7 protein-coding genes are annotated in these 13452 nt (G+C 42.6%); 1 reads left to right on the forward strand and 6 read right to left on the reverse strand.

What is annotated here, in order from left to right; all coding sequences use genetic code 11:
• Nucleotides 1-22: 22 nt before the first annotated feature.
• Both ACEN82_RS17590 and bglX read right to left on the reverse strand, forming a co-directional pair.
• Entirely contained in the window at nucleotides 23-3271 is a 3249-nt protein-coding gene (locus ACEN82_RS17590) for a SusC/RagA family TonB-linked outer membrane protein (RefSeq protein ID WP_413319375.1), read from the reverse strand.
• A gap of 937 nt (nucleotides 3272-4208) precedes the next feature.
• Nucleotides 4209-6515: a beta-glucosidase BglX gene (bglX, locus tag ACEN82_RS17595; protein ID WP_413319377.1), complete on the reverse strand. Its 2307-nt coding sequence runs from the start codon at nucleotides 6513-6515 to the stop codon at nucleotides 4209-4211.
• A gap of 189 nt (nucleotides 6516-6704) precedes the next feature.
• Between bglX and ACEN82_RS17600 the strand changes: the two genes are divergently transcribed.
• Entirely contained in the window at nucleotides 6705-7466 is a 762-nt protein-coding gene (locus ACEN82_RS17600; protein WP_090531523.1) for an NUDIX hydrolase, read from the forward strand.
• 22 nt (nucleotides 7467-7488) lie between these two features.
• On the opposite strand, the gene ACEN82_RS17605 is transcribed toward ACEN82_RS17600, so the two are convergent.
• The 4 genes from ACEN82_RS17605 to kdpB all read right to left on the reverse strand — a co-directional run bounded on the left by ACEN82_RS17605 (nucleotide 7489) and on the right by kdpB (nucleotide 13450).
• The gene (locus tag ACEN82_RS17605) at nucleotides 7489-9210 is read right to left on the reverse strand and encodes a HAMP domain-containing sensor histidine kinase (protein WP_413319379.1); all 1722 of its coding nucleotides are present in this window, start codon (nucleotides 9208-9210) and stop codon (nucleotides 7489-7491) included.
• Nucleotides 9211-9212: 2 nt separating this feature from the next.
• Nucleotides 9213-10343 (reverse strand): sensor protein KdpD, encoded by a 1131-nt coding sequence (locus tag ACEN82_RS17610; protein ID WP_373614765.1) that lies wholly within the window; start codon nucleotides 10341-10343, stop codon nucleotides 9213-9215.
• Between the two features lie 377 nt (nucleotides 10344-10720).
• Entirely contained in the window at nucleotides 10721-11287 is a 567-nt protein-coding gene (locus ACEN82_RS17615) for a K(+)-transporting ATPase subunit C (protein ID WP_413319381.1), read from the reverse strand.
• Between the two features lie 132 nt (nucleotides 11288-11419).
• Entirely contained in the window at nucleotides 11420-13450 is a 2031-nt protein-coding gene (gene kdpB / locus ACEN82_RS17620) for a potassium-transporting ATPase subunit KdpB (protein ID WP_413319383.1), read from the reverse strand.
• Between the last annotated feature and the right edge of the window lie 2 nt (nucleotides 13451-13452).

Consider the following 13452-nt stretch of genomic DNA (forward strand, 5'->3'; position numbering starts at 1 on the left):
TTATATTAAAAATTTCTCAATATTAGAAAGAGGCGTTAACACCAATGTTATATATCTTCTGCCCGGCAGGGTAGTTACCAAAGTCGATACCAAAACTGGTATTGTTATTTAGGTTTGATGGCTGTAACTCAGGATCTAAACCAGTGTACTTTGTAATAGTGAACAAGTTGTTAGCCAACAAATAAAACCTTAATCTCTTAATACCCAAAGCCTTGATTTGCGAATTTGGAACGGTATAACCCAATGTCAATGATTTCAACCTAACATAGGTACCGCTTTCAAGGTACCATGAATTTGGATCACCCGTGTTATCAGCGTTAGCTGTACGGGTTAATACAGGGATAGTTGCCTGGCTGTTATCAGCACCTGGTTTCCAAACTTTAGGGCCTAATATATCGGCACTTACGTTACCGGTAAATACTTGTGGGAAATAAGTCCAGTATTTAATGTAATTAAAGATCTTGCCACCAAATGAACCATAAAGAAAGGCATTCAGATCGAAGTTTTTGTAACTAACGTTGAGTGTAAAGCCACCTGTAAATTTGGGGTTAGGGTTACCTATAAATGTTTTGTCATCAGAGGTGATCTTTCCATCACCGTTAACGTCGGCATATTTAAATAAACCCGGCCTTGCGTTAACATCGGTTGGCGAAGCAGCTATATCAGCAGCATCACGATATAAGCCGATAACTTTATATCCGTAAAATTCGCCCACAGGCTGCCCTGGCTGTAACCTTACAAAGTTTTGGATACGTGTTGAGCCATCGCTGTTACGATCCTGGTATTTAAGGCCATTCAAATCGGTAACAAGGTTTGAGTAATGGCTTGCATTCAGGCTCAGATCATATTTCCAATCGCTGCCGACATTGCCATGATAGCTGGCAACAATTTCAAAACCTTTATTTTTAATGTTACCACCATTAACATAAGGTAAGTTTGCAACGGCAGCGGGAGCAAGTGCTATTGAAGGATCGCCTGATTGGAATAACAAACCTGTAACCGATTTCTGGAAATATTCAAATGTGAAATCGAATTTATTGTTAAACAAAGTAGCGTCAAAACCAATATTCTTGATCTTATCAGTTTCCCATGACGTAGCTAAGTTACCTTGTTGTATCCTGTACAAACCTGTAACAGTTGAGTTACCAGTTCCAGTGATGTCATAATTGGCATTACCGTTTGACTGGGCGTATAAGCTATAAGCATTGCTTAAGCGGGTTTCAACGCCGGCAAGTGAGCCAAGACTACCATAGCTTGCGCGGATCTTCATGTCATTAAGCCAGCTAACATCTTTCAGAAATGCCTCTTTGGAAATCCTCCAACCAGCGGTTACTGAAGGGAAAGTACCCCATTGATGACCTGGAGAAAAATATGAAGAACCGTCACGACGAACTGTTGCACCTAAGATATACTTATCGTTAAACTGGTAGTCCAATTTTGCGAAATACGAAAGCAAACCTGAATCAAAAAGCTGATCAACACCGTTGCTTGGTGGGTTAGCACCGTTGGCTACGGTTACATAGTTAGGGTCAAATGAGATATTGTAGTTACCTCCACCTGCACGGATACCGCGTTTGTAAGTGGTTATAGCCTCAGAACCAACTAATAAATTAACGCTATGTTTACCAAACTGCTGTTTATAGTTTAAGGTATTAGTCCAGGTATACTGGCTGTTGTAGCCTGCTACTTCAGTAAAACCGTTGGTTGAAGTATTACCTTCTGAGTTTTCATATGCAGGTTTAGTAAAGTAGTAGTAGTAGTAATTATCGACCGTACCACCAAATTGGGTGCGGATGGTGAAATGTTTCAGAAAATCAGCTTCGGCATAAACGTTGCCTGTTATATCCCAGTTATTGTTCCTGTTATCTTTTGAACGCTCCTGAACTGCAACCGGGTTACTTGAGTTACCTAAACTGCCAGAACGGGTACCAGCAAAGTTGCCCATGATATCATAAACCGGGATAATAGGTGGTTCACGATAAATGTATGATATGGCGTTACCTTCGTTTTGGTTGTTGCTTACGTTAGGGTTTCTTTTATAGAAAATGTAAGCGTTTTCACCTACACGGATATGAGGTCCAACGGCAAAATTTGTATTAATCCTGGCAGCATACCTTTTGAAGTAGGTATCAATTAAAGTACCTTGTTGATTAAGATAGCTTATTGACATCAGGTAAGTTGATTTATCGTTACCGCCGCTTGCTGTAATATTATGGCTCTGTATCGGAGCTGGCTTAAACACCTCATGAAACCAGTCGGTACCTTGTTTGTTGGCACGGGTGATCTGGTTATCGGTAGTAAACGGATTTAAGAGATAAGTTGATGGATCAGTTTTTGGGTCACCTACGTGAGCTCCGGCTGGTGTAATATAGTCTGGAATTGTCCAGGTACCTGTTTTTCCAGGATCATATTGTGGGTTACCTCCTGCCAGAGGGCTTGAACCGTCAGCGTTGGGGCTGTTTTTGTATGATTGATAAATAGCCTCTACATACGTTTTGGTATCGGCCAGTTTAAAACCATCTTTTAAGGGCCTTTGCGTACCATAGTAAGCATCATAGCTAATAGTTGCAGCACCACTTTTTCCTTTTTTGGTTGTTACTACCACAACACCGTTTGAACCACGCACACCGTAAATTGACGCCTGACCGTCTTTCAATACCTGCATTGATTCGATATCGTTAGGGTTGATATCGTTCAATGAGCCCTGAACACCGTCAATTACAATAAGGGGCGCTGTACTGAAGATAGAGCCCACACCACGTACGTTAACTGTAGTATTAGCACCAGGGTTACCTGAGTTGACTACAGTAACACCAGCCGCAGTACCCTGAAGTAAGCTGGCTGTGTTTGATGCAGGTACTGTTTTCATGGTTGCGACGTTAACCACCGATACCGAACCGGTGATATCTTTTTTACGCTGGGCCGTATAACCTGTTACAACAACCTCGTTCAAGGTGCTGCTACCAGATTGCAGTGTGATCCGAAGGTTTACATCGGTACCTACCTTAATTTCGGTACTTTGATAACCGATGTAAGATACTACCAGTGTATTGCCCGGGCTTAGGGTTAAGGTGAATTCACCATTAACATCAGTTACAGTACCTGTACTTGTACCTTTGACGCGTATGGAAGCGCCAACAACAGGTAATTTATCGTCGGAGCCGATAACTTTACCTTTGTACTTTGTTTGTGCTGTAACTACCAATGAAGATACCAGGCAGCATAGTAGCAAACCCAAGTATCTTCCTTTTAGGAGTAAACTTTTAAACATGAGATTGAGATTTAGTTGATTAATATATTTGATTTAAGCTTTTAAGTCGATAATTGGTATTGCTAAGTTTTAAAATAGAAAATTGCACACTTGCGGGTAGCCTGTTTGAACTGAGCGATTGTGAGATAAGCTCTGTTAAACAGATTAATGGAAGATGAAGTGTTGGAAAGTAAAAAATGTAAAAGTTTTATCATATGAACTTCTCTCGTATAATTTTTTTTAAACTTTTTATCCGTGTAGTCACCTTTTTTATGCTCCCGCAACCGAAGCAACATTAAAGTTAAAATGTTATAATAATATTAGATTTTGAACGATTTCTGCCAAAACAGAAATTTATATTGGCTATGGAACTAATGTAATTAGTGTGTACTGTATACACAAGTAAAATAGGTAGATTTATAAATTAATTATTTATAGGTCAATTTATCCGCTAAAATTACAAATTGAGAATCTTTCATTAATACATTGCTAACATATAGCCTGTTTTTTTGAAAATATCGTATTGTAAAAGTGTTGCTATTATTCTGTAACAGGTGCAAAAAAGTTGTTGAAACAATAAATATTAACGCAACTGAGCTGTTATCTTAAATATTTTGCCCTTAGTTTAATGTGCCTGCCCTCCCTGCCATAATTTACCAAAGTGTTAAAATATCATTATACTTTGCAAATACTGTCAGGTCAACATTTATTATTAATTACACAATAATAAATGTTAAATATACATTTACCCAAGCAGTACTTTTCAAACAATAAATGTTCAGGTTACATTTATTACAATCGATTTCACGCCATTATACAACATTTTATACACTTTTTCCAAAACAAAACGGCACCGGTAAATTTTACTTACCGGTGTCGTTCAGATATTTTCGTGCATCAAAAAATACCTTTACTATTTTTAACAAAGTGCTAAAAATGTATTACACTTTAAATGGCACTATTTAGCCCACCAAACCGATGCATTATGCGTATCGGCCGAGTTAGTTCCTATTTCAACTACAAATTCGCCTGGTTCCCAGTCATACTTAAGTTGCGTGTTATAAAACTTCAATAGCTCCGGAGTAATAGTGAAGCTTACCTGTTTTGAACCACCTGGCTTAAGGCTTATTTTTTGATAACCCTTAAGCTCTTTTACCGAGCGGCTGATACTTGCTACAGGATCGCTTATATATAACTGTACCACTTCTTCCCCCGCATATTTACCCGTATTGGTTACTGTAACAGTAGCCGTTAAGGTTTCATTACCTTTTAATTTGGTTTTGCTTACGCTAACAGCGCTGTAGTTAAAGGTGGTATAGCTTAAGCCGTAACCAAACGGATAAAGCGGATCGTTTGAAATATCAAGATAATTTGACCTGAATTTTGAAGGACCGCCTTTGTATGGCCTGCCCGTGTTTTTGTGGTTGTAATAAATAGGTATTTGCCCTACGCTGCGCGGAAATGTAGCAGTTAATTTACCGGCCGGGTTATAGTCGCCAAATACTACATCGGCGATGGCGTTACCGGCCTCGGTGCCGGGCGCCCAAACGTCAAGTATCGCGTTAGCATGCTTATCTTCCCAGGTTAAGGTAAGCGGACGACCGTTAAACAGCACAATCACCATCGGTTTTCCCAGTTTTGAAAGTTCCTTCAGCATGTTTTTCTGGCTTTCGGGAATATCGATATCCGAGCGGCTTGACGATTCACCCGACATGCTTTGCGATTCACCAACAACGGCCACAATTACATCCGATTTTTTGGCGGCATCAACTGCTTCCTTCAACAATTCGTCGCCCGGCTTAGCATCTAAAGAAACCATTCCGGGACCAAAGTTCAGCCTTTTAATAAACAAACTGTCTTCGGTTATATTGGCACCTTTGGCATAGTTAATGGCAACATTGTTACCTACCACATTTTTAATACCTTCCATTACGCTTACCGATTTTTGCCACTCGCCGGCAATAACCCAGGTACCCAGCATATCGCGGTGATTATCGGCTAACGGGCCTACCAGGGCAATACTACCACCTCTTTTAAGCGGAAGGGTTTGATTATCGTTCTTTAGCAATACAAAGGAGTGTTTAGTGATCTCCCGTGCAGCAGCGCGGTTCGCAGTCGATAACTCTTCTTTAGCTTCCTTACCGGCATCCATTGATTTATAAGGGTTATCAAACAAACCTAATTTGTATTTAGCTTCCAATACACGCTGACAAGCCAGATCAATTTCCTGCTGGGTTATTTTCTTTTGTGTAAGTGATTTCTTCAGGGTTTTCAGAAAACCCTCTCCTACCATATCCATATCCAAACCTGCTTTCAGAGCAAGGGCAGATACCGTTTGCAAATCGCCAAGGCCGTGATCTGTCACTTCGTTTACAGCGGTATAATCAGATACCACGAAACCTTTAAAACCCCATTGCTTTCTTAATAAATCGGTTAACAACCATTGGTTAACTGTTGCAGGCACACCATCCACTGTATTAAATGAACTCATGAAACTGCCCGCACCGGCATCAACTGCTGCTTTATATGGCGGCAGGTAATCCTGGTACATTTTAATGCGGCTCATATCAACTGTGTTATACTCACGGCCGGCTTCTGCGCCACCGTAAAGTGCAAAGTGCTTAACGCAGGCCATCACGGCATCGGCATCTTTCATATTGGTACCCTGGTAACCCTGTACCATAGCTTTTGCCACTTGTGAGCCATACCATGGGTCTTCGCCCGAGCCTTCAGAAATACGGCCCCAGCGCGGGTCGCGGGCAATATCAACCATTGGCGAAAACACCCAGTTCAAACCTTCGCCGGTTGCTTCTTTAGCTGCAATTTGTGCCGACTGTTTGATCAGGCCCATGTCCCACGTTGCCGACATGCCCAAGGGGATAGGGAAAATAGTACGGTGACCGTGGATCACGTCCAAACCAAAAATAAGCGGAATGTGCAGCCTTGAGTTTTTAACGGCTATGTCCTGGATCTGGCGGGTTTGCGTTGTACCCCAAACACCAAACACTCCACCAATTGCCCCATTTTTAATATTTTCTTCAACCCCTTTATTTACTACCGATCCTGTTGTTGCTGCTCCGATGGTTACCAGGTTTAGCTGCCCTATCTTTTCATCAAGGGTCATTTTACTCATTAGGCCTTTTACATAGGCATTCATTTTCGCATCTTCGGTTTTAGCCTGTGCCAGCGCCTTGTTAAAGGGCGTCAATGCCACGCAAAATGGCATCACGACTATGACAAGCCGGCTTGAAAAATACTTCTTCATTTTTTAAGTTATATGGGTAGTAAATAATCGGTTAACAAATATGACTAATAATCAGAGCATTTCATTGCGCCTTTAAATATTTTTGACAATTTTAGAAACAGGATGCTACGGCATTTATCATAGTGTATTAAGTACACAATTGTAAATATTATAATTAAAAAATCAAACTTTATTTGTACAATAGCACAAATGTTAAGTAAACAGCAACTTATTGAGTACAGCGAGGATGCCCGCAAAAATTACGTAAACCACATTTCTATTGATTGTGTTGTATTTGGATTTCACGAGGGGCAAATGAAAGTGCTGCTATTAAAAACCCATGACGAAGAGAAGTGGTATTTGCCCGGCGGTTTTGTACTTAAGGAAGAACCGATAGACAATGCCGCTGTAAGGATACTACAGGAACGTACCGGTTTAGATAAAATATTTTTACAGCAGTTTCGTGTATTTGGTGATCCCGACCGTTCAAAGGTCCATAATGATATGTATGCCGATATGTTGCCAAAAGAACAAAACTGGTTTTCGGGCCGGTTTATATCTATTGGATATTACGCGCTGGTCGACTTTTTTGGCGTTATACCCCACCCCGATCAGTTTTCGGAGCTTTGTGCCTGGCGCGACCTGGATGACATGCCCGAGATGCAGCTTGACCATGAAAATATTTATAAAAGCGCTTTGGATGCCTTGCGCCTGCAGCTTAACTATCAACCCATAGGTTACAACCTGATGCCGAGAGAATTTACCATGCCCGAGCTGCAAAAATTGTATGAAGCAATTTTAGGTAAAAAGTTGGACAGGCGTAACTTTCAACGCCGGATCTTAGCTTTTGGCATCCTTAACCGATCTGAAGAGCCGCGTAAAGGCGGTGCGCATAAGGCGCCGTACCTGTATTCGTTTGATATAGAAAATTACCAGCACGCCTTAACCGAAGGGTTTAAAGGCGGTTGGTAATTGCCGCTAAAAGGGCTATGGCTTACGCCGCAGCTATCGCCCTTTTTAGTGTAAAGTAAAATGTACTGCCCGAACCTATTTCACTGTCCACGCTAATTTTACCTGCTTGTGCCTCAATAAAATCCTTGGCGATGGCAAGGCCTAAACCCGTTCCGCTTTGCTCGGATGTAGCATTAGGCACCTTAAAATAGCGCTCAAACAAACGGGGCAGATATTGCTGTTCTATCCCCTTGCCATGATCAGTTACCGAAAACTCTATCTCATCGTTCTTATGTTTTTTAACTACCAGTTCAACTGTCGATTTTTCGTGGCTATATTTTATAGCATTCGAGAGCAGATTGATGAGTACCCAGGTGGTTTTATCCAAATCGGCGTGTACTTTGGGGAGGCTTTGATCGCATTTCACCTTAATTTCTACATGCTTTTGATCGGCTATAAACTTAATAGCTTTTACGGCATAATCCACAATATTTTGAGGGTGCGTACTGCCGAAGTTAAGCTGTAGCTTGCCGGTTTCAACCTGTGCCATGTCAAGCAGTTCGCCTGTGATGAGCAACAGGCGGCGGGTATCGTCTTCTATGTTCCCTATCAGCTGGCGCTGCTCGGCATTTACTTCACCTATACGTTCATCTTCCAATAATTTCAGGCTCATTTTTATGGATGAGATAGGGGTTTTCAACTCGTGCGATATGGTAGCGATGAAATTAGTTTTCGCCTCATCCAACTGTTGATACTCGGTAATGTTTTTTAGGATAATCACTTTGCCTATCACTTTATCCCTGCTGCTTACCGATAATGATTCGCGCGAATAAAAACCTTCATGATTATCAGCGAAGATCCGAAGCTTTGCCTGGTCATTAACAAGCAGCTTGCGCATCAGGTCATTTTCAATAGCAATATCAGGTGCATATTTACCATTGAGCTGGTCGGCTTTCATACCAATCAGGTTGCAGGCCACCTGGTTGGCAAAAATAATAACACCTTTTTCATCAAGACCAATAATGGCATCATGCATGGAGTTAATAATGGTTTCAATTCGTTTTTTCTCAAACAGGATACTGGCCAGGTTGCTGTTTTCAAACTCATCAAGTTTGCGGGTCATGTTATTAAAAGCCTGGCCCAGTTCGCCAAATTCGTCGTCCGATTCAAAATGAATTTGCTGGTGATAGTTTTTGTTCGATACCTCTTTAATGCGGGCAGTAAGCTCCTTAATTGGGTTGGCGATGTATCCCGGGAAATTAACTGCGAAACTGAATGCTACTAAAAACAAAAACGCACCTAAAAATGCCACCAGCAACGACCCTCGTTTTGAAGTTGTATTAGCTATATCATTCTTCCGTGCGATAGCATCCATGTTGAGCTTCATTATTCCATATACCTGCTTGTGCAGGCGATTGCGTAAGTCGCTTTCGGCTATTTTATTATCGCTCCGGCGCTTTAAACTCTCAAAAACAGCCCGCAAGGAATCTGTAAGTTGCAGCTCACCTACCTCAGTGATATTGTGCTCTTGCAATACCAAATTGTCATTTATCGTTTTTTGTTGGTCGGCCGATAGTTTGTCGGTGTGCGAATCAATAGCGGTAAGTATATTTTGCATATACTTTACTGTTTTATAGTTATCTTTTAATACGGCCCCCGCGTCGACAGATAGCCGGTTTAGGAAATATATCGACATTCCGCAGCAAATTATTGCCAGTACAAACAGGAAACCTATTCCTGCCCGGAGTTTATTTTTTATAGTCATGGCTATGAAAGTATTACAAGGTCAATATCAGTTTTCGACATTTTATTTAGTAGCTGTGTAAACACCGCTGTTTTCATGATAAGCTGGTAAAATTTAAACCGCGGCTTGCCGATGCAAATCGTGGTGATGTCATATTTTTCGGCCGTTTCCCAAATGGTGCGGGCTACATTATCGTCTTTTACCTTCAACACTTCGCCCCCCAGTTGCGTGGCCAGCTTCATGTTGTTAATAAGGTGCCTTTGCGCGGCTAAGTTAATCTTATCACTGCTCTCCCGCGATGTTTGCACATACAACAAATACCATTTGGAGCGATAGTATGACGATAACCGCGCCGTTTTACGGATAATAACCTTGGCCGACTCATCATTAGTACTGATACAAGCCAAAAACAGCTCGGGCCTTAGCTTAATTGTTTTGGGCACCTCAATATCAATTTTCCGCTCCACCTGGTGGGCCACCTCACGCAGGGCCAGCTCCCGCAGCTGCAAGATCCGCTCCGCCTGGAAAAAGTTACTTAGCGCTGTCGGGATCTTTTTCTCATCATAAATTTTGCCTTCTTTAAGTCGTTCAATCAACTCATCGGCGGTAAGGTCGATGTTTACCACCTCGTCGGCCAGTTGCAGAACCTTATCGGGTACACGCTCGTGGATGGTTGCACCGGTTATCCGTTCCACTTCCTCATTAAGGCTTTCCATGTGCTGAATGTTCACCGCGCTGATCACATTAATGCCCGCGTTCAAAATCTCCAGCACATCTTGCCAGCGCTTTTCATTACTGCTACCCTCAATATTGGTATGCGCCAGCTCATCAACAATCACCACCTCCGGGCGCAGGCTTATCACAGCTTTCAGGTCCATCTCCTCCAGTTCCTTTCCCTTGTAAAACAGTTTACGGCGGGGTATTACAGGCAAACCTTCCAGCAAGGCATGGGTTTCTTTACGGTTATGGGTTTCGATGTAGCCAATTTTCACGTCGATACCATTGCGCAGCAAGGTTTGGGCCTCCTGCAGCATCCGGTAGGTTTTCCCAACACCGGCGCTCATGCCTATATATACCTTGAACTTTCCCCTGCGTGATTTTTTGATCAGTTCCAGGAAATGCTCAACCGACTGCTCTTTGGTATCCTCGTTCATATGGCCTTCTAAATCTCCCCTAAACGGAGACTTTTAAATTTATTAATTTTATTTTTCAAATCCCCTCTTGAGAGGGGGAGCGATGGAATGGTGCGGTTGCAGGGGTGTGTTTCATCGCGTGATGAGTAACACACCCCTCAACCCCTCTCAAGAAGGGAATCGCACAGTCCCGGTGCTTTTACTTTTATACTTTGCTCCAGCCGCTGTTGGTGTTGCCACCAACAACTTTGCGCTTTCCAGTTACCTACCTCATTCCTTTGCATACTGGGTTGTTGGTGACAACACCAACAACGGCAAAGAGTGCAAGTTGAAAACTTACTTTATAGGTCACCACGGGTTACGCTGCGCTAAACCCGCGGCAGTTTGTGGCAGTTTTTTTACTTTTTCAACCCATCCAAAGCCACATTCAGCTTCAATACATTCACTTTAGCCGGGCCGAACAAACCCAATAAAGGCTGCTCGGTATGCTCATCAACCAGTTTGCTTACAGCATCGACAGATAATCCACGAACCTTGGCTACACGGGCTACCTGAACTTTTGCACCTGCTGGTGAAAGATCCGGATCCAAACCGCTACCAGAAGCAGTAACCAGTTCGGCAGGGATTTGAGAGCGTGTTACACCTGGATTATGTTTCAGGAAATCCTCAATCCTGCCTTCAACCTGTTTAAGGTAATCAGGGTTTGACGGACCCTTATTTGAACCACCCGAACCGGCAGCATTATAATCAACTGCTGACGGACGGCCCCAGAAATACTCGTCTTTGGTAAATTTTTGACCAATGTTGGCGTAGCCAACTACACGGCCTTTGTAAGTAACGGTTTCGCCATCGCCTTTTCCCGGGGTAAATTTACCTATACCGGCTATAGCTAAAGGATAGATGCCTGCTGTTAATACAATCAGTATTAAGGTAAGCTTGATGGATGGCAACAAATATGTTTTCATTTTGAATTGGATTTGAGATATGAGATTTGAGACATGAGATTTTGTGGTGTTAGATATGAAACGCGATTTATGATTTTGAACTGTCTGCTTCTTACTCAAAAAACCTCAAATCTCATATCTAACATCTCACATCTATATAAAAATTGAAACAGCTAAATCAATTAATTTAATGCCTATAAAAGGTATAATAATACCGCCTAAACCATAAATAAGCAGGTTACGGCGTAACAGCGCGCTTGCACCAATAGGCTTGTATTCAACGCCACGCAAAGCCAATGGTATCAGCAACGGAATAATAATAGCATTGAATATCACCGCCGAAAGTATCGCCGATTGCGGACTGTGCAGGTCCATAATGTTCAGCGCTTTTAAGGCGGGCATTGATACCATGAATAAAGCCGGAACAATGGCGAAATATTTAGCCACGTCGTTAGCAATACTAAAGGTGGTTAACGTGCCACGGGTCATCAATAACTGTTTACCTATCTCTACAATTTCGATCAGCTTGGTTGGATCGTTGTCTAAATCCACCATATTACCAGCTTCTTTGGCTGCTTGTGTACCGCTATTCATGGCTACGCCAACATCGGCCTGGGCCAGCGCGGGGGCATCGTTTGTACCGTCGCCCATCATAGCTACCAGTTTACCGCCCTGCTGTTCTTTTTTAATGTAGTTCATTTTGTCCTCGGGTTTAGCCTCGGCAATAAAATCATCCACACCGGCTTTTTCGGCAATAAACTTGGCGGTAAGTGGGTTATCGCCGGTTACCATCACCGTTTTAACACCCATTTTACGCAGGCGTTCAAAGCGTTCGGCAATACCGGTTTTAATGATATCCTGCAACTCAATCACACCCATGATCTTTTCATTTTGTGATACAACCAATGGCGTACCACCGTTTGATGAGATCTTTTTAACATTCTCCTCTACATCTGTTGGAAACGGGTTACCAGCTTTTAAAGCAATATTACGGATGGAGTCAAAAGCACCTTTGCGGATGCGTAAACCATCGGGGGTATCTAAACCGCTTGAACGGGTTTCGGCGGTGAATTTGATAAACACTGAATCGGCTGGAGCGTGGATTTTTAGTTTGTTCGGACCTTGCTCGGCCAGCTCTACAATCGACTTACCTTCGGGAGTTTCATCGGCCAGTGAACTTAACACACATGCCATTACAAAATCCTGTTCGTCTACGCCTGCTGTTGGGTAAAAGCTGGTTGCTTTACGATTACCAATGGTTATGGTACCAGTTTTATCCAGTAATAAAGTGTCTAAGTCGCCTGCTGTTTCAACAGCTTTACCGCTTTTGGTAATTACGTTGGCACGCAAAGCCCTGTCCATCCCGGCAATACCGATGGCCGATAAAAGGCCACCGATAGTGGTAGGGATCAAACAAACAAACAACGATATAAAAGCGGCTATAGTGATGGGCGTGTTAGAGTAATCACCGAATGGCTTCAGGGTAACACACACGATAACGAAGATCAGTGTAAAACCTGCCAGCAAAATAGTTAAGGCAATTTCGTTAGGGGTTTTCTGGCGTGATGCACCTTCTACCAGCGCGATCATCTTATCCAAAAAGCTTTCGCCCGGTTGGGTAGTAACCAATACTTTAACCCTATCGGATAATACCTTGGTACCGCCGGTAACTGATGATTTATCACCACCGGCCTCGCGGATCACCGGGGCGGACTCACCTGTAATGGCCGATTCATCAATGGTAGCGATACCTTCAATGATTTCGCCATCGGTAGGGATATTATCCCCTGTTTCGCAAATGAAAACATCACCTTTTTTTAACTGTGATGACATCACCCTTTCTTCCTTGCCATTAACCAGTAAGCGGGCAGGTGTCTCTTCGCGGGTTTTGCGCAGGCTTTCGGCCTGGGCTTTACCACGTGCTTCCGCAATGGCCTCGGCAAAGTTGGCAAACAGCACAGTTAACAATAATATAATGAATACCGTAAAGTTGTAGGCAAAGCTACCCTGGCCTTTATTGGTCAGCGAAAATATGCTCACAATGAGCATTACAACTGTACCGATCTCCACAGTAAACATTACCGGATTGCGGAACAGCACACGAGGGTTTAACTTGATAAAAGATTGTTTTAAAGCATCCCTCATCTGATCGCCCTGAAACAATGTATTTTGAGTTGAGTTCATGA

This window comes from Mucilaginibacter sp. Mucisp73, from assembly GCF_059491465.1.

Coding starts and splice junctions, on each gene's coding strand:
- ACEN82_RS17615 (WP_413319381.1), bottom strand. CDS start 11,287: ATGAAAACATATTTGTTGCCATCCATCAAGCTTACCTTAATACTGATT.
- kdpB (WP_413319383.1), bottom strand. CDS start 13,450: ATGAACTCAACTCAAAATACATTGTTTCAGGGCGATCAGATGAGGGAT.
- ACEN82_RS17600 (WP_090531523.1), top strand. CDS start 6,705: ATGTTAAGTAAACAGCAACTTATTGAGTACAGCGAGGATGCCCGCAAA.
- ACEN82_RS17605 (WP_413319379.1), bottom strand. CDS start 9,210: ATGACTATAAAAAATAAACTCCGGGCAGGAATAGGTTTCCTGTTTGTA.
- bglX (WP_413319377.1), bottom strand. CDS start 6,515: ATGAAGAAGTATTTTTCAAGCCGGCTTGTCATAGTCGTGATGCCATTT.
- ACEN82_RS17590 (WP_413319375.1), bottom strand. CDS start 3,271: ATGTTTAAAAGTTTACTCCTAAAAGGAAGATACTTGGGTTTGCTACTA.
- ACEN82_RS17610 (WP_373614765.1), bottom strand. CDS start 10,343: ATGAACGAGGATACCAAAGAGCAGTCGGTTGAGCATTTCCTGGAACTG.